Here is a 16361-nt window from a genome sequence, read left to right on the forward strand (position 1 = left end):
TTGCTGCGAGCGCGCCTGCAGGTTGCGGATATGGGCCATGAGTGCTGGAGTCCCAACACCATCCCCGGGCAAGCGGCGTTCACGCCCGTCATTTCTCAACAGCAACGGCAAGCAGGTGATCCTGTTCGCCGTGCTGACACTGTTGCTTAGCCTTGCAACCGTTTGGGGCGGCCGCATCTGGCTGCGCAATTCCGAAACGCTGACGTTCGCAGTTGGCGAGGCCAACGGGCCGGAGGCCCGCTTCGCGGTCAAGCTTGCAGCGATGCTCAAGGCGGCGTCCTCGCGGTTTCATCTCAGGATCATTCCCAACATCGACAACGCCAAAGCTATTACCCAGTTCGATCACAAGCTGGCGGACCTCGCCGTGTTGCGGACTGATGCCAAGGTCCCGCCGCGCGCCCGATCGTTCGCGATCCTGGAACACGACGTGCTGATGCTGATCAGCCCGGGTAACAAGAAGATCAAATCGCTGGCTGAACTGAAGAAAAGGAAAATCGCGCTGCTGACGCGCGGCAATAACCTCGCCTTTGTCCGCAATGTGCTCGAAATCCCGGCAAACGCGGATGCCAGTGCGCGGCTGCAACTGGCACCGCCGAATTCGACGATCGACAGACTTCTCTCGTCGGGTGGCTACAGCGCCGTGATCGCGGTCGATCACGCCTCCGCCATCGTCAGGGACAAGAGCTTCGAGCAATCTGCGCGACGCGCTCCCTTCACGGTGAACGCGATCGACGAAGCGACGGCGTTGAGCCGCCGCTATCCCGGCATGTCGGAGGAAACGCTGGCCACGGGGCTATTGTCATCGACGCCGCAGATTCCCGACGACGACCTCGACACCGTCGGGCTGCAATGGCTGCTGGTCGGCCAGGCCGCGATCCCTGCGAATACCGCAGGCGAGCTGGCGCGCACGATCTATGAGAACAAGGCGGAACTCGTGCTCGACGACGGCTTCGCCTCAAAGATCGAACCGGCTGATGTCGACAAGAGCGCTTTTGTCGCGGCCCATCAAGGCGTGGCCGAATATATCAACGACACCTCCAAGTCGTTCCTGGAGCGCTACAGCGACCTGCTTTATATCGGCGTGGCCGCGCTCGGCGTGATCGGCTCGCTGTTTGCCGCGCTCTACACCAAAGTCACCCGGGTGGCCCCGGAAAAGGCAAGCGAACTCGCCACCGCGATCCTCGACATCGGCGAGCGGATCGCCGATGTGCAGACCATCGAGGCGCTCGACGGACTGCAGGACGAACTCGAAAGCGTGCTACGAGGCGCCGTGATCGGACTGCGCGACGGCACGATCTCCAGCGACGGGCTCGATACGTTCAAGCTTGGCTATGAATTCGTGCGTGACGAAATCGGCATGCGGCGCGAGAGCCTGAAGCGGCAAAGTGGCCATGACGACAATGTGGTGGTCGTCAAGACCGCGCAAAGTGCGTAAAGACGGCCCGGCCCCCGATGTCCCAACCGCCTGGGTTTCCCCTCTCCGAGTTTGCGACCGCCACGACCGGCCGCAACATGACCAGATCCGCCTATGTCGCGGTGACCTGCGGCGTCGTGATGATGGTGCTGCTGACGGTCGATCCGGTCTATGCGGCCATGCACGAGGTCATCGGCGCGCTTTTGTGGGCGTGCCTCGTCTTTTTCGTGTTCGAATGGCTGATCAGGCTCCGCCATGCCGCCGGCACCGGCCGCAGGGCGGCCTATATCGTCTCGTTCCGCGGCATCGTGGATGCCGCCTCCGCACTGGCAGTACCCATTGCGCTGGCGGCCGGCGTCGGTTCCAGATCGGCTTGGCTGCTCGGCATGTTCTGGGTGCTCAAGGTCATTCCCGGCACTCGCGGCTTGCGGCAATTGCGCCGGGTGCTGGTCGTGGAATCCGGACCTCTGTTGAGCGTGCTCGTGCTTTTCCTGACGGTCCTGTTCATGGCCGCGGTGGCGGAATTCTTCCTTGAGCACGAGCTCCAGCCCTCAAGCTTCGGCAGCATTCCGGCGGCCTTGTGGTGGGCGGTGGCGACCCTGACCACCACCGGCTACGGCGATGTGGTGCCACTCACCCCGCTCGGCCGGCTGGTCGCGGCGGGCGTCATGATCTGCGGTCTCGGCGTGTTCGGGCTATGGACCGGCATCCTTGCGACCGGCTTTGCCGCGGAGACGCGGCGCGACAATTTTCTGCGCAGCTGGGAAGCCGTGAGCAAGGTGCCGTTCTTCGCCTCGCTCGGCCCGGCCGCAATCGCCGACGTCACGCAGCTGCTGCGAACCATCGATCTGCCGGCGCGCACCACTATCATCCGCAAGGGCCATGCCGGCGACTGCATGTATTTCATCGCCAGCGGTGAGGTCGAGGTCGATTTGCCGGGCAAGAAAGTCGTGCTTGGCGAAGGTGCCTTCTTTGGTGAAATGGCGCTGTTGGGCAACAATCTGCGCTCGGCCGATATCACGACAACGCGGGTGACGCGTCTTCTGGTGCTCGACCTTGTCGACTTTCGCCTGCTGATGGCTCGCCATCCGGATCTGGCCGAGACGATCGACGCCGAAGCCAGGCGGCGCGCACTGGAAAATAAATAAAGCATGATCCGGACCCAGAGGGCCGCGCCAGCGCAAAGTGGAAGGCGGTTTTCCTCGCGACAAACGTAGAATACGTTTGCGCGGAGATCATGCTCAAGACATAACGGAGAAAAGAATGTCGGAAAACGACGCAAGTCCACCCGTGCTCGAACGGCAAGGCGCTCGCGCCACGATCCGGCTGAACCGGCCGAAGCATCTCAACCGCCTGCAGGCCGAAGACCTCGACGTGTTGCTGAAGCAGTTCGCCGAGGTTGAGGCCGATCCTGCCACCCGCGTGCTCGTGCTCACCGGCACCGGCCGCGCCTTCAGCGCCGGATACGACCTCAATTCGGTTTCCGAGCGCGCCGTCAGCGACGTCGAACAGAGGAGCGCGGGCTCCGCCTTTGAAGTCGTCGTCAACCGGCTTGAAGACATCGGCATCCCGACGGTCTGCCGCCTCAACGGCGGAGTTTATGGCGGTTCGACCGACCTTGCGCTTGCCTGCGATTTCCGCATTGGCGTCGACACCTGCGAAATGTTCATGCCGGCAGCAAGGCTCGGCCTGCACTACTACAAGAGCGGGATCGCCCGCTATGTGACGCGGCTCGGGCTCGACAACGCCAAGCGGCTGTTTCTGACCGCAGAGAAAATCGGCGCGCCGGAGATGCTCCGCATCGGCTATCTCACCTCCGTCGTGCCGGCCGAAGCGCTTGACGAAGAGGTCGATCGGCTGGCTACCATTCTCGCCGGAAACGCGCCGATCGCGATGCGCGGCATGAAGCAGACCATGCACGAGATTTCACGCGGCAAGCTCGATGAAGAGGCTGCCGACCGGCGGGCTCGCGACAGCATGCGCGGCGAAGAGATCAAGGAAGGCATCAAGGCGTTTGCCGAAAAGCGGCCGCCGAAGTTTTAAGACATCCACAAAGTGGTGTCCCGGACGCGGTGCAGCGCGTAGCGTTGCATCCGCAGATCCGGGACCAAAAATTGCTAACCCATGGACCCCGGATCAGCAGCACATCACGCCGCGAAGAGCGGCGCGCCGCGCAGCATCCGGGAAACGCCACTTCTGCCTCAAACCAGATTCTCTAATCCACAAACGCGGCCGCCTCCGCTACGCTCGCCCGCGAGGTGCGGTAGCTGTTGATGCGGTGGTCGCGATCGGCAAAGCCGAACGATATGCCGCAAACCACCCGCCGGTCGTCGCCAAGCTTGAAGTGACGCCGGATCAGGCCCGACTGATGCGCCAATGCGGCCTGCGGAATCGTGCCGAGACCAAGCGCCTGCGCCGCCAGCATGAAGTTGCCGACATAAGCGCCGCAATCGATCGCGCCGTAGACGCCAAGCGCCTCATCGCTGTGGATGATCGCAACATGCGGCGCGCCGAAGAAATTGAAATTTTCCAGCGCCTGTTTTGCGTAAGCCGTCCTGTCACCGCGCGGGATGCCGAGCGTGTTGTAAAGCTGGAAACCGCTCTCGCGCCGCCGCTCCAGATAAACGCCGCGATATTCCCGTGGAAACGGAAAATCGCCGTCATCCTTGCCGGAACTCGCGGCCGCATAAATTGCCTTGCGAAACCTTTCCTTGGCCTCGCCGCTGGCGATCACGACCTGCCAGGGCTGGCTGTTGCACCAGGACGCCGTGCGCTGCGCCACTTTCAGCACCCGCTCGACGATCGGGCGAGGCACCGGATCGGGCTTGAACGCGCGGCAGGAAAATCGCTCGTCCAGCAATTCCTGGAGAAGCCCGATACGTTCCTCGGCGCTGCGTTTACCGGCAACAGTTGACATGCTTTATCGTCCCTTGGTCGGGATTTTGTTGAACGGCACATCCTTGTCGACGCGGATGTCGCCGGGCAACCCCAGCACGCGTTCGGCGATGATGTTGCGCAGGATCTCGTCGGTGCCGCCGGCGATCCGAATCGAGGGCGAGGACAGCAGCATGGCCTGGAACTGGCCGGCAGCTTCCGCCGTTTCAGGATCGGTCAGCATGCCGCTGGCGCCTTGCAGGTCCATCGCATAAGTCGCGATGTCCTGCAGCATCGCGCCCGACACCAGCTTGCCGATCGAATTTTCCGGCCCCGGCCGCTCGCCTCTGGAGAGCGCCGAAATCGTACGCATGCTGGTATATTTGAGGCCGCTGTTCTTGACCGCCCACGAAGCGAGTTTTGAGCGGGTGGCGCGGTCGTCGATCGCAAGGCCGTCTTCGATCATCAAGTTGCAGCAGAAATCGAAGATCTCGTTGAAGCCGGTGGCGAGCCGCGCGCCGATCGACATCCGTTCGTTCATCAGCGTCGTCAGCGACACGTTCCAGCCGTCGCCGACGGCGCCGAGCCGCTGCGAATCCGGAATGCGCAAGTTTGTGAAAAACACCTCGTTGAATTCCTGCATGCCGTTGGCCTGTTTGATCGGCCGGACCTCGACGGCGGGGCTCTTCATGTCGATGAAGAACATGGTGAGCCCCTTGTGCTTCGGGACCGTCGGATCGCTGCGGGTGATGAGCAGGCCGTAATCGGCATAATGCGCGCCCGACGTCCAGATCTTCTGGCCGTTGATGATCCAGTGATCGCCGTCGCGCTCGGCGCGGGTGCGTAGGCCCGCGACGTCGGACCCGCCGGCGGGCTCGGAAAACAGCTGGCACCAGATTTCCTCGCCGGAAGCGATTTTCGGCAGATAACGCCGCTTGTCGGCCTCGCTGCCAAACGCCATCAGCGTCGGCCCGCACATGCCTTCGCCGATCTGGAACGGGCTTGTGAGCTTGAAGTAGATTCCCTCTTCCTGCTGCCAGATCACGCGCTCGACGGCAGACGCGCCGCGGCCGCCATATTCCTTTGGCCAGTTGAGGCACACCCAGCCGGCTTCGGCTTTCTTCTTTTGCCAGGCCTTCGCGACCTCGACGATGTCCTGCTTCTGCAGGCGGATGCGGCCGAGCGAAGCCTTCGAAAGCTCGGCCTCGAATTCCTTGGGCGCATTCGCATCGATCCAGGCTCGCGCTTCTGCGCGGAAGGCGGCCTCTTGCGGGGTGTCATCGAAATTCATCGCGCTTCCCTTCTCATGTCCGGCTATCTCTCCTCATGGTGAGGAGGCGCTTGCGCCGTCTCGAACCATGAGGCCCGCTTTTCTGGCCTCATCCTTCGAGACGCCGCTTCACGGCTCCTCAGGATGAGAGTCAAGATCGCCCCTTGGTCGGGATCTGGTTGAACGGAACGTCCTTGTCGACGCGGATATCGCCCGGCAGGCCCAGCACGCGCTCGGCAATGATGTTGCGCATGATCTCGTCGGTGCCGCCTTCGATACGCGTGCCCGGTGCCCGCATCAGCATGGCCTGGAACTTGCCGGCCGCTTCGGCTTCCTCGGGGCTGGAAAGCACGCCTACGGCGCCCTGCAAGTCGAGCGCGTAGGCCGAGATATCCTGGATCATCGAGCCCGCGACGAGCTTGCCGATCGAGTTCTCCGGTCCCGGCCGCTCGCCTCTCGATAGAGCCGAGATCGCACGCATGTTGGTATATTTCAGTCCGCTGGCGCGCACTGCCCAATGAGCGAGTTTGGCACGGACGCTGCGATCCTCGATCGCTGGGCCCTCTTCGAGCATCAAATTGCTGCAGAATTCGAACAGCTCCGGAAAGCCGGTCGCAATGCCGGCGCCGATCGACATGCGCTCGTTCATCAGCGTGGTCAGCGACACGTTCCAGCCGTCGTTGACGGCGCCGAGCCGCTGCGAGTCGGGAATTTTCACATCGGTGAAATAGACTTCATTGAAGTCGGAATTGCCGTTGGCCTGCTTGATCGGCCTGATCTCGATGCCGGGGCTCTTCATGCTCAGGAAGAACATGGTGAGCCCCTTGTGCTTGGGGACATTGGGATCGGTGCGCGTCAAAAGGATTCCGTAGTCGGAATAATGTGCGCCCGAGGTCCAGATCTTCTGGCCGTTGATGACCCACTCGTCGCCACGCTTCTCGGCGCGCGTGCGCAAGCCCGCGACATCGGAGCCGCCGGCGGGTTCGGAGAACAACTGGCACCAGATGTCCTCGCCGGAAGCGAGCGGCGGCAAATACCGCCGCTTATGCTCTTCGCCCGCATAGGCCATCATGGTGGGACCACACATGCCGTGGCCGATGATGAAGGTGAAGGAGAGCTTGCCGAAAGCACCCTCCTCCTGCTGCCAGATCACGCGTTCGATCGGCGAAGCTCCGCGGCCGCCATATTCTTTCGGCCAGTGCAAACAGGCCCAGCCAGCGTCGGCCTTCTTCTTCTGCCACGCTTTCGCGACATCGAGAATGTTGGCGCCCTTGAGCACCGTGCGCCCAAGTGAAGACCGTTTCAATTCCTCTTCATATTGTTTGGGCGCGTTCGCCGCGATCCAGGCTTTCGCTTCAGCGCGAAAGGCAGCTTCCTGCTGGGTATCGTCGAAATTCATGCCGTGCTCTTTCCTTACGTTCCCCGGACGCAGCTCAGCGCGTGCGGTGCGCTACTGATCCGGGGTCCACATGGATCCCGGCTTCTCGCGGAGCAGCGTGAACGCTGCGCCGAGTCCGGGACACGATCCTCAAGCTGCATTCCGCTTGCGCATGCGGTCGATCAGCGCGTCTTCCCAGTACGACAGCGAGCCCAACGACAGCGCGGTCGCATTCGCGCGCCGGTAATAGAGGTGGCAGTCGAACTCCCAGGTGAACCCCATGCCGCCGTGAACCTGAATATTGTTCTTCGCGCAATGCTGGAACGCCTGCGTCGCGCTGATGCGCGCGGCCGCGGCGGCTTCCGGCAATTCGCCGGCATTGGTCGAAAGCGCCCAGGCGCCGTAGTAGCAGTTGGAACGCGCCAGCGTCGCGGAGACATACATGTCGGCGAGCATGTGCTTGATCGCCTGGAACGAGCCGATCGGCCGGCCGAACGCGATACGGTCGAGCGCGTAGTCGCGTCCCATCTCGAGCGCACGGTCGGCGCCGCCGACCTGTTCAAAAGCGAGCAACACCGCAGCCCGATCCAGCACCTGCGAGATAACGCTCCAGCCCTCACCGGCCGACCCCAGCGGCTCCGCCCTGCACTTCTTGAAGCTAATTTCGGCCTGGCCGTGCGACGGATCGATATTTCCGAGTGCCTTGGCCTCGACTCCGCCGGCCTTCATGTCGACCAGAAACAGCGAGATGTCGGTCTCGCGGCCGCTCGAACCGGTGCGCGCGGCAACGATCGCGAAATCGGCAATCGCCCCGTCGGCGACAGGCTTCTTGACGCCGTCGAGAACTCCGTTGGAGGCGGCAAGCTTGATCGATTGCGCCGACGGATTGCCCTTGCCCTCGAACAGGGCGAGCGTTCCGATCGCTTCGCCGGAGGCAATCAGCGGCAGCCACTTCTGCCTCTGCGCCTCGCTGCCCGCAAGCAGGAGCGCTTCGGCGGCGAGATAGACGGTCGAGGAAAACGGCACCGGCGCCAGCGCCCGGCCCATTTCTTCGGCGATCACGCAAAGCTCCAGATGGCCGGCGCCCGTGCCGCCATAGCTTTCCGGGATCGCAACGCCAAGAAAGCCCATCTCGGCGAGCCCCTTCCACAACTCCCGGTCATACGGCGACTTGCCGTCGATGACGCCGCGCACCGCCTTGGGCGGGCATTTTTCGGCGAGAAATTTCCGCGCGGTGTCGCGCAGCTGCTTCTGGTCGTCGGAAAAATCGAAATTCATCCCGTTACTCTCCGATGCGATGTCAGCGCGGCGCCATGCGAATGGCGCCGTCGAGGCGGATCGTCTCGCCGTTGAGCATGGCGTTCTCGACGATGTGGACCGCGAGGTTGCCGTATTCGGCCGCATCGCCGAGGCGCGCGGGATGCGGCACCTGCGCGCCAAGGCTTTGGCGCGCCTCCTCGCTCAAGCCCATCAAGAGTGGCGTAAAGAAAAGCCCGGGCGCAATCGTGTTGACGCGGATCTTGTGCTGGGCGAGATCGCGCGCGGCCGGCAGTGTGAGACCAACCACGCCACCCTTGGAAGCCGAATAGGCAATCTGGCCGATCTGGCCCTCGTAAGCGGCGACGCTCGCGGTATTGATGATGACGCCGCGCTCTTCGCCGACCGGCGCGTCGGTCAAAAGCCGTTCGGCGAACAGCCGCAGCACATTGAAAGTTCCGATCAGGTTGACGTTGATGATGCGCGCGAACTTGGCGAGCGGGTAGACGCCATCCTTGCCGACGATGCGCTGCGATCCGCCGATCCCGGCGCAGTTCACCAACACCCGCGCGATCCCGTGCGAGGCTTCCGCCTTTGCGATGGCCGCCTTGACTTGTCCCTCGTCGGTCACGTCGGCGACCACTGCGATACCTTTCAGCTCGGCGGCGACCTTTTCGGCGTTCTCCCTGCTTTGATCCAGCACGGCGACCTTGGCACCCTTGGCCGCCATCGCGCGCGCGGTCGCGGCGCCAAGGCCGGAACCGCCGCCTGTGATCAAGACAGCAACGTCTTTCAATTGCATTTTGGTGTTCTCCCTGATCGCTTTTTGTCTTGAAACTTTGAGTCTCGAACTTGCGCCGACCCTGCCGCAGCTTTTTCTTTCTTGGCATTCAGCATGCCGCCGCAGATCAACGCTTCCATATGCTTGACGTAATCGTGGCAGACCTCATCGGTCAGGGGGCCAACTCCGACGGCACGCGACATCGCATGGCGGCCGAAAAACAGGTGGTCGCAGGCGCCGATCAGGCTGGTGTAGAACAGAACAGGGTCGATGCTGCGAAACTCGCCGGCGGCAACGCCCTCCGCAAGCAGCCGGCGATGAAAATCGAGCAGTGGCGCTACGAAGAATTGCGAAACTTCATTGGCTGACTCGGCGCTGCTCTCGTGCAGCAGATAGTGGATCAGGCGATTCATGTAGGGAAAGCGCCAATAGGCGCGGATGATGCCGCCGATATGGAGTTTCAGTTTATCGGTCGACGAAATCGGCTGAGCCATCAGATATTCGAGTTGATCAATCTCGGTTGCCGCGTCGCGCGCGAGCAGCGCCAGCAGCAGGCCGTCCTTGTTGCCGAAATGATATTTGACCAGCGCGGCGTTCACCCCGGACTTCTGTGCAATATCGCTCAACGAGATCTCGACGGAGGCACGCTCGATCATGAGCGCGCTGGCCGCGACCAGAAGTTTGTCGGCCGTCGCGTTCCTGCCATTGCTGAGCGTGCTGGTGGCGCCGGTGTTCAAGGGTCGGTCGATCCTGGCTGAAGTTCTGGCTTGGAACGCAGCTAAGCTCAAGCCGCTCCGCATCTCAAGAGTTAATTGAACGATTGACTAAATCGGTGGGCGCCCTTTTAATTCGACGCCAACCGGAACAAGCAATCAGGGAGAACGCCCATGGCCGAGGCCTATATCGTCGCCGCCGCGCGCACCGCTGGAGGCCGCAAGGGAGGCCGTCTTGCCGGCTGGCATCCTGCCGATCTCGCGGCTTCCGTGCTCGATGCACTGGTGGAACGTTCCGGCGCAGCACCGGACCAGATCGAAGACGTGATCATGGGCTGCGTCATGCAGGTCGGTGAACAATCCAACAACATCGCGCGCAACGCCATTATGGCCTCCAAACTGCCGGAAAGCGTGCCGGGCACATCGATCGACCGGCAGTGCGGGTCCTCGCAGCAGGCGCTGCACTTTGCCGCACAAGCCGTGATGTCAGGGAGCATGGACGTCGTGATCGCGGCCGGTGTCGAAGCGATGACGCGGGTGCCGATGGGGCTTGCCTCGCAACTGCCGGCGAAAAACGGTTTCGGCCATTACAAGAGCCCGAACATCGAGCAGCGCTACCCGAACATCGTGTTCAGCCAGTTCACCGGCGCTGAAATGATGGCCGAGAAATACGGCCTCTCCAAAGACGATCTGGACGAATACTCCTACCAGAGCCACCAGCGCGCCATCGCGGCGACGCAAGGAGGCCGGTTCAAGGACGAGATCGTGCCGCTGCCGATCACGCGCGCCGATGGCTCAAAGGACATTCACTCGATCGACGAGGGAATTCGTTTTGACGCGAGCCTGGATGGCATCAAGGGCGTCAAGCTGATCGCGGAGAACGGCAAGCTGACGGCGGCCTCGGCCAGCCAGATCTGCGACGGCGCATCCGGCGTGATGGTCGTCAACGAAAAAGGCCTGAAGTCGCTCGGCATTGCGCCGATCGCGCGGGTTCACCACATGACCATGATGGGCGGCGATCCCGTCATCATGCTTGAAGCGCCGCTGCATGCGACGGAACGCGCGCTAAAGAAGGCCGGCATGAAGGTCGACGACATCGACCTGTTCGAGGTGAACGAGGCCTTTGCCTCGGTGCCGACCGCGTGGCTGAAGACCACCGGCGCCGATCCGGAGCGGCTCAACGTCAACGGCGGCGCCATTGCGCTCGGCCATCCCTTGGGAGGTTCCGGCACCAAGCTGATGACGACCTTGGTCAACGCGCTCAAACAGCGCAACAAGCGTTATGGGCTGCAGACCATGTGCGAGGGCGGCGGCATGGCCAACGTCACCATCGTGGAGAGGCTCTGAGGCACAGCTATCGCCGGTTCACGCATTCTAGGCGTTGGTAAAGAGTCTCGCCCAAGATCAATTGTGATCACGGCAATTGATCGTAATGTTTGCAAGCTTGCTCCACAGATCGAGTATCTCGATATGACTTAGTCCCGCGAATTGACCGTCACTGACCTCGATGACGATCCACTCTCCGGTCTCCAGTTGTCCGACATCGACCGCTAGGAACGGCGTTCCAACGCGACGCGCGGCTTCAATCACTAGTGCTCTGAGGATCTGCTCTTCGGCGGCAGAGAGAGGACTGGAATCGACATATTCGTCCCAGTAGAAACCGAAAGCGAGTACGGTATCGCCATAGATAAAGGCGCGATACTCACGGCCAATCGGAAAGGATTGGCTGTCAGTTGCGATTGCACGAAATTTGACGAGACGTCGGGCGACAACCTTCCCGCGCGAGCGGCGGTCGCGGGTGAGCAATCTATCTGCGATGCCGCGCAGTTCGGCATGGTCATGCGCGACGCAAGCTGCCCATCCCTGATCCTTGTTGGATTTGACGGCGCCTCTGACAAACATGGGAAATTCGAGATCCTGTTCGATTTCCTGGAGACCATCGAGGTCGTTGACGATGACGCTCTTCGGCGTTAGTTCGTCGAGCAACGGATAAAACTGGTCAAATTCCATGGCTGTCCGATGTTGCGCGGGCGTGTTGATTAGCCGCACTCCTTTTGCGGCCGCGGCGTCGAAGATTGCCGTGTATCGCTCAACGGAGGGAATGTAACCGGCCCAGACGCCGACTATCGGAGCCCCGAACTCGGGAAGATAAGCGAGTGCGTTTTCCGCAGTCCCACACTCTTCGAAGTCCAAAGGAATTGGATAGATGCGGCAGCCGAGCATGCGCACCACGTCTATAATTGAGCGGAGTTCGCGGCCGTTGATCGTGTTCGGATCAACAAAAGAATCTTCGCTGAGAACGAGTATCATCGTCAGCTCGCTGCACTTGGGTTGATCGCGCTTCGTATCAAGGATTCGCGGAACTGTACTACCCATGATCGAGGCGGCGGGAAGGTAAACGCAAACCGCGATGAATCGTCGCGTCCGACCTTGAGCTTGATATTTGCGCCTTACAATATGGCTGAGTGAGCCGTTTTCTGAACTGAAGTCCGGCCATGACGAGGACCTGCCGTGATCAATTTCCCTGACCTTCCGCTTCCCGCCGGCATCCGGGCGCGCTTCGTCGAGGGCGTCAATGGGCTCACCATGCATGTGCTGGAGGCCGGCTTTGAAAGCAAGGGACGGCCGTGCGTGCTGCTGCTGCATGGCTTTCCGGAGCTCGCTTTTAGCTGGCGCAAGGTGATGCCGGCCTTGGCGGACGCCGGCTATCACGTGATCGCGCCCGACCAGCGCGGCTACGGACGCACCACTGGATGGGACGCGAGCTATGACGGCAGCCTGACACCGTTTCGCTTGCCCAACCTGGTGCGTGACGCGCTTGGCGTCGTCGCCGCGTTCGGTCACCGCTCGGTCGCGGCCGTCGTCGGTCACGATTTCGGCAGTTCGGTCGCCGCCTGGTGCGGGGTGATCCGGCCGGACGTGTTTCGATCGGTAGTCTTGATGAGCGCGCCATTCGCGGGTCCGCCGCAGGTGGCCTCCAATCTCGCCGACGCGCCGCTGCCGCCGAAGCGTGTCGACCCCGTGCATCACGAGTTGGCCGCCCTGCCGCGTCCGCGCAAGCATTATCACTGGTACTATTCGACGCCCGAGGCGAACGACGACATGTGGCGGCCGCGCCAGGGCGTTCACGATTTCCTGCGCGCCTACTATCATCACAAGAGCGCCGACTGGAAAGACAATAAGCCTTATCCGCTCAAATCCTGGTCGGCAGCGGAACTGGCGAAACTGCCGGGCTATTATGTGATGGATCTTGCCAAGACCATGCCCGAGACGGTTGCGGAAGAAATGCCGTCGTCAGAATCGATCGCCGCGAACAAGTGGCTTCCCGACCACGAGCTCGCGGTCTACAGCGGCGAATATCGGCGCACGGGATTCCAGGGCGGCCTGCAATGGTATCGCTGCGGTACCTCGGGCGCCTTCGCCGCGGAACTCGAGACATGGTCGGGCAGAAGCATCGACGTGCCCTCCTGCTTCATCTCCGGCAAACAGGATTGGGGCACCTATCAGCGCCCCGGCATGTTCGAGGCGATGCAGAAAGCGGCCTGCACCAACATGACGAGCGTTCATCTCGTCGACGGCGCCGGGCATTGGGTCCAGCAGGAGCAGGCGAGCGAAGTCAGCCGTTTGCTGCTGCAGTTTCTGAAAGCTGCCTAGTACAGTTTGGACCGCGCCTTCACCGTCCTCCCCAGCCGGGACACAGGAACAATTGCTTGTTCCCCGGCGTTGGCTGCCGATGGGTCATGTGCCCGAGATCAGGTTTGGAGGAGATATATGGAGAAGAGAATCGCTGGACTTCTGGGCGCGGTAGCGACGCTCGGGGCGATGAATGCAGCTCAGGCGGCACCAACACCGCAAGTACCGACCGAGACATTGAGAGCGAATTCATTCGCGGAATTGCTGGAACCGATTCCCAACGCCGCATCGATGCTGCAAGCCGTTGACCAAGCTCCCACAGCACCGTCGGCTGAAGGCAATGTGCAACTGGCGCAATACTATTACCATCATCACCACCACCACCATCATCACCATTTCTGGCGGCGGTATCGGCATCACCATCATCATCATCACGGTTACTATCGCTATTATTGACATCTCCCGGATTATGAATCCAAAACAGGGCCGCTTGGGGCCCTGTTTCTTGTCTCCGATCGCGGCTTCCGACGCGGATTGCGGGGAAAGGCGTTCTGTCCGGGGCGCCCATCCCCGAACCGGAGTTTGATTCGACGCTGACTCAGTTTTGTCATAGGCATCAGATAGTACCCGGTGTTGCGGGCCAACACCCGGTATCCGCTATAAAGGAGGTATAATGGAAAAGAAGATTGCTGGTCTCTTGGGTGCGGTAGCGACGCTCGGCGCGGTCAACGCCAGCCAGGCGGCACCGATGCGGGCACCAGCCCCGAGCGACATTCTGAAGGTCAATTCCTTTGCCGAATTGCTCGAACCTATTCCGAACGCAGCAGAGCTGCTGAAGATCGTGGATCAATCCGGGCCGGGCCCTTCACCAGCAGCCAACGTCCAGCCGGCCCAGTATTGGTACCACCATCATCATCATCATCATCACCATAACTTCTATCCACGCTACGGTTATCCAGGGTATGGATATCCAGGGTACGGATATGGCGGCGTGGTCGTGCCAAGATATCCCCGGTACTATCATCATCACCACCATCACCACCATCACCACAACTTTTACCCGCGTGGCTACTGGTAAGGTGCGAAGCGGTCAGGCGCCAAACTGCCAACAGGACACCCGACCTGGTGCTGACGTGTCGCGGGTCCTGTTGGTTTGCCAGATGCCGCCGCTTTATCCTTGGCGAGCCTTTTCCTTGGCTGCGCGATGAAGATGCCGATAGGTGCCGTCGAACACGGTGTCTGTTGAGGACGTCCATTCGGTCCCGGCCGATAGCGTTGGCCGGCTGTTGTAAATCCGGCGAGCCTGCAGCTCGCGTTCGGCAAACTCTTCCATGCTCATCGGCTCTAGTTCGAAATTTGCCTCTTCGGGAATGACGATGATCTGAGCGAACGGCTCCTTTGGCCGAAAAATATGCGTGCAGCCCTCGTCCGGTGACTTGAACACGCAAAAGAACAGCATCGGCCACCAGTTTCGGATCAACGCCGGCACAGCGATCGGAACGGTACCGGTTCGATCGTTATAAAAACGCGGATGCGGCTCGGTACGGATCGCCATGCCCTTCTCGACCTTGAGATCGAGGAGAAGCTGATAAGTGTAAAAATCACCACCGAAGCTCCGGAACGGCGGCCAGTTCACGCCGCTGTCAGGTGGATCGCCCCAATCGCTTTCCAGAACGAGGCGCCCATCTTTGGTGCTGACGCGCAACTCGTTGTCATAGGGGTAAAACAGTTCGATCCCGTATTGGGCTCCTTCCGAAAACGGAACGCAGTGCCAGACCTGCTCGCGTGAGCCATTGGCGCGAGGCTCACGCTGACCGGCCCATCCGGGGATCTCGAGTTTGGTCCGCCGGGGCGCAAGCCTCGGATCATTCAAGCGGTATTTGACCTTTTCCATCAACACTCCCCAGCGATGCCGATAACCGCAAGCTCGAACGAGCGGAAGCCAGAACGGTTCCCCGCCGCAGGCGAAACGGACGCTGCGATCGGAAGCCGGCGAATTGACCTTGCGTCGAACCGACTGCTATACAGTTTAGAACTATTCTAAATCAATCCAAAAGGCCATACCGTGAAGAAATTTGCCGATTTGACCGAGCGGGAAGTGCTGGCGGTGGCAATCGCCGCCGAAGAGGAAGACAGCCGCATCTATATGAGCTTCGCGGAGGACCTCGCCGAGCGCTATCCGGAATCGGCCAAGATCTTCGAGGAGATGGCCGAAGAGGAAAGAGGCCATCGCCACCGATTGCTGGAGATCTACGAAGCGCGTTTCGGCGAACACCTGCCGCCGATCCGCCGCGACAATGTCAAAGGCTTCCTGCGCCGCCGCCCGATCTGGCTGACCAAGAATTTGTCGTTCGACGCTATCCGCAAGGAAGCCGCGACGATGGAGTTCGAAGCCGAGCGTTTCTACATCAAGGCGGCCGAGCAGACGCAGGACGTCGGCGTTCGCCGCCTGCTCGCCGATCTCGCCGAAGCCGAAAAAGGCCACGAGCACACCGCGACGAAGCTTGCGGATGAGATTCTCACGCCGGACGTGCGTGCGGAAGAAGACAAAACCCGCCGACGCGTGTTTGTCCTGCAATATGTGCAGCCGGGTCTCGCAGGATTGATGGACGGATCGGTTTCGACGCTGGCTCCGCTTTTCGCCGCGGCCTTTGCCACGCATCATAACTGGCAGACGTTTCTGGTCGGTCTCGCCGCTTCGATCGGCGCCGGCATCAGCATGGGTTTTGCGGAAGCGTTATCGGATGACGGCTCGCTCACCGGACGTGGCTCGCCGTGGCTGCGCGGATTGACGTGCGGCCTGATGACCGCGATTGGCGGCCTCGGCCATACCATGCCTTATCTCGTGCCCGACCAGTGGGCCAATGCTTTCTGGATTGCAACCGCGATCGCGAGTGTCGTGGTGTTTTTCGAACTTTGGGCGATCGCCTATATCCGCGCACGTTACATGGACACGCCGTTCCTGCAGGCCGTATTCCAGATCGTTCTCGGCGGCGTCATCGTGCTTGGCGTCGGCATTCTTATCGGGGCGTCCTGAAAGA

At 61.3% G+C, this 16361-nt stretch carries 16 protein-coding genes; 8 read left to right on the top strand and 8 right to left on the bottom strand.

Features of this window, described 5'->3' with window-relative positions; all coding sequences use genetic code 11:
- The first annotated feature begins 37 nt into the window (after nt 1–37).
- The 3 genes from M6D32_RS01945 to M6D32_RS01955 all read left to right on the top strand — a co-directional run bounded on the left by M6D32_RS01945 (nt 38) and on the right by M6D32_RS01955 (nt 3457).
- Nucleotides 38–1435, top strand: coding sequence for a TAXI family TRAP transporter solute-binding subunit (locus M6D32_RS01945; RefSeq protein WP_298252820.1), 1398 nt, complete (start codon nt 38–40; stop codon nt 1433–1435).
- A gap of 17 nt (nt 1436–1452) precedes the next feature.
- Nucleotides 1453–2562 (top strand): cyclic nucleotide-gated ion channel, encoded by a 1110-nt coding sequence (locus M6D32_RS01950; protein WP_298252822.1) that lies wholly within the window; start codon nt 1453–1455, stop codon nt 2560–2562.
- Between the two features lie 115 nt (nt 2563–2677).
- Entirely contained in the window at nt 2678–3457 is a 780-nt protein-coding gene (locus tag M6D32_RS01955; RefSeq protein ID WP_298252824.1) for an enoyl-CoA hydratase/isomerase family protein, read from the top strand.
- Between the two features lie 172 nt (nt 3458–3629).
- Here M6D32_RS01955 and M6D32_RS01960 read toward each other — a convergent pair whose 3' ends face one another.
- From M6D32_RS01960 to M6D32_RS01985, 6 genes are all read right to left on the bottom strand, one after another.
- A complete protein-coding gene (locus tag M6D32_RS01960; RefSeq protein ID WP_298252826.1) occupies nt 3630–4331 on the bottom strand; it encodes a nitroreductase in 702 nt (233 codons plus the stop codon).
- Nucleotides 4332–4334: 3 nt separating this feature from the next.
- Nucleotides 4335–5579, bottom strand: coding sequence for an acyl-CoA dehydrogenase (locus M6D32_RS01965; protein ID WP_298252828.1), 1245 nt, complete (start codon nt 5577–5579; stop codon nt 4335–4337).
- A gap of 130 nt (nt 5580–5709) precedes the next feature.
- Complete coding sequence (locus M6D32_RS01970) at nt 5710–6957, bottom strand: acyl-CoA dehydrogenase (RefSeq protein ID WP_298252829.1); 1248 nt, start codon at nt 6955–6957, stop codon at nt 5710–5712.
- 129 nt (nt 6958–7086) lie between these two features.
- The gene (locus M6D32_RS01975; protein ID WP_298252831.1) at nt 7087–8214 is read right to left on the bottom strand and encodes an acyl-CoA dehydrogenase family protein; all 1128 of its coding nucleotides are present in this window, start codon (nt 8212–8214) and stop codon (nt 7087–7089) included.
- 22 nt (nt 8215–8236) lie between these two features.
- The gene (locus M6D32_RS01980) at nt 8237–8995 is read right to left on the bottom strand and encodes an SDR family NAD(P)-dependent oxidoreductase (protein WP_298252833.1); all 759 of its coding nucleotides are present in this window, start codon (nt 8993–8995) and stop codon (nt 8237–8239) included.
- On the bottom strand, nt 8986–9630 hold the full coding sequence (locus M6D32_RS01985; protein WP_298252882.1) for a TetR family transcriptional regulator: 645 nt from the start codon (nt 9628–9630) through the stop codon (nt 8986–8988). Before M6D32_RS01985 ends, M6D32_RS01980 begins: the two co-directional genes overlap by 10 nt.
- A 231-nt stretch (nt 9631–9861) precedes the next feature.
- On the opposite strand from M6D32_RS01985, the gene M6D32_RS01990 reads away from it, so the two are divergent.
- Nucleotides 9862–11034 (top strand): acetyl-CoA C-acetyltransferase, encoded by a 1173-nt coding sequence (locus tag M6D32_RS01990; protein WP_298252835.1) that lies wholly within the window; start codon nt 9862–9864, stop codon nt 11032–11034.
- A gap of 57 nt (nt 11035–11091) precedes the next feature.
- Here the strand turns inward: M6D32_RS01990 and M6D32_RS01995 are convergent, their stop codons facing one another.
- The gene (locus tag M6D32_RS01995) at nt 11092–11997 is read right to left on the bottom strand and encodes an ATP-grasp domain-containing protein (protein ID WP_298252837.1); all 906 of its coding nucleotides are present in this window, start codon (nt 11995–11997) and stop codon (nt 11092–11094) included.
- Between the two features lie 201 nt (nt 11998–12198).
- On the opposite strand from M6D32_RS01995, the gene M6D32_RS02000 reads away from it, so the two are divergent.
- The 3 genes from M6D32_RS02000 (at nt 12199) to M6D32_RS02010 (ending at nt 14398) form a co-directional block, all read left to right on the top strand.
- Nucleotides 12199–13341, top strand: coding sequence for an alpha/beta hydrolase (locus M6D32_RS02000; protein WP_298252839.1), 1143 nt, complete (start codon nt 12199–12201; stop codon nt 13339–13341).
- A 117-nt stretch (nt 13342–13458) separates the two neighbouring features.
- Complete coding sequence (locus tag M6D32_RS02005; protein ID WP_298252841.1) at nt 13459–13776, top strand: hypothetical protein; 318 nt, start codon at nt 13459–13461, stop codon at nt 13774–13776.
- Between the two features lie 217 nt (nt 13777–13993).
- Nucleotides 13994–14398 carry a hypothetical protein gene (locus M6D32_RS02010; protein WP_298252843.1) on the top strand — a complete coding sequence of 135 codons (405 nt, stop codon included), beginning with the start codon at nt 13994–13996 and terminating at the stop codon, nt 14396–14398.
- A 93-nt stretch (nt 14399–14491) separates the two neighbouring features.
- Here M6D32_RS02010 and M6D32_RS02015 read toward each other — a convergent pair whose 3' ends face one another.
- Nucleotides 14492–15214 (bottom strand): hypothetical protein, encoded by a 723-nt coding sequence (locus tag M6D32_RS02015; protein WP_298252845.1) that lies wholly within the window; start codon nt 15212–15214, stop codon nt 14492–14494.
- A gap of 171 nt (nt 15215–15385) precedes the next feature.
- On the opposite strand from M6D32_RS02015, the gene mbfA reads away from it, so the two are divergent.
- Nucleotides 15386–16357, top strand: coding sequence for an iron exporter MbfA (gene mbfA / locus M6D32_RS02020; RefSeq protein WP_298252847.1), 972 nt, complete (start codon nt 15386–15388; stop codon nt 16355–16357).
- Nucleotides 16358–16361 lie beyond the last annotated feature (4 nt).

The sequence above is a fragment of the Bradyrhizobium sp. genome (assembly GCF_027307225.1).
Classification (GTDB): Bacteria; Pseudomonadota; Alphaproteobacteria; order Rhizobiales; family Xanthobacteraceae; genus Bradyrhizobium.

Coding starts and splice junctions, on each gene's coding strand:
- M6D32_RS01945 (WP_298252820.1), top strand. CDS start 38: ATGAGTGCTGGAGTCCCAACACCATCCCCGGGCAAGCGGCGTTCACGC.
- M6D32_RS01970 (WP_298252829.1), bottom strand. CDS start 6,957: ATGAATTTCGACGATACCCAGCAGGAAGCTGCCTTTCGCGCTGAAGCG.
- M6D32_RS01985 (WP_298252882.1), bottom strand. CDS start 9,630: ATGATCGAGCGTGCCTCCGTCGAGATCTCGTTGAGCGATATTGCACAG.
- M6D32_RS01955 (WP_298252824.1), top strand. CDS start 2,678: ATGTCGGAAAACGACGCAAGTCCACCCGTGCTCGAACGGCAAGGCGCT.
- M6D32_RS01960 (WP_298252826.1), bottom strand. CDS start 4,331: ATGTCAACTGTTGCCGGTAAACGCAGCGCCGAGGAACGTATCGGGCTT.
- M6D32_RS01975 (WP_298252831.1), bottom strand. CDS start 8,214: ATGAATTTCGATTTTTCCGACGACCAGAAGCAGCTGCGCGACACCGCG.
- M6D32_RS01990 (WP_298252835.1), top strand. CDS start 9,862: ATGGCCGAGGCCTATATCGTCGCCGCCGCGCGCACCGCTGGAGGCCGC.
- M6D32_RS02015 (WP_298252845.1), bottom strand. CDS start 15,214: ATGGAAAAGGTCAAATACCGCTTGAATGATCCGAGGCTTGCGCCCCGG.
- M6D32_RS01950 (WP_298252822.1), top strand. CDS start 1,453: ATGTCCCAACCGCCTGGGTTTCCCCTCTCCGAGTTTGCGACCGCCACG.
- M6D32_RS02005 (WP_298252841.1), top strand. CDS start 13,459: ATGGAGAAGAGAATCGCTGGACTTCTGGGCGCGGTAGCGACGCTCGGG.
- M6D32_RS01995 (WP_298252837.1), bottom strand. CDS start 11,997: ATGATACTCGTTCTCAGCGAAGATTCTTTTGTTGATCCGAACACGATC.
- M6D32_RS02010 (WP_298252843.1), top strand. CDS start 13,994: ATGGAAAAGAAGATTGCTGGTCTCTTGGGTGCGGTAGCGACGCTCGGC.
- M6D32_RS01965 (WP_298252828.1), bottom strand. CDS start 5,579: ATGAATTTCGATGACACCCCGCAAGAGGCCGCCTTCCGCGCAGAAGCG.
- M6D32_RS01980 (WP_298252833.1), bottom strand. CDS start 8,995: ATGCAATTGAAAGACGTTGCTGTCTTGATCACAGGCGGCGGTTCCGGC.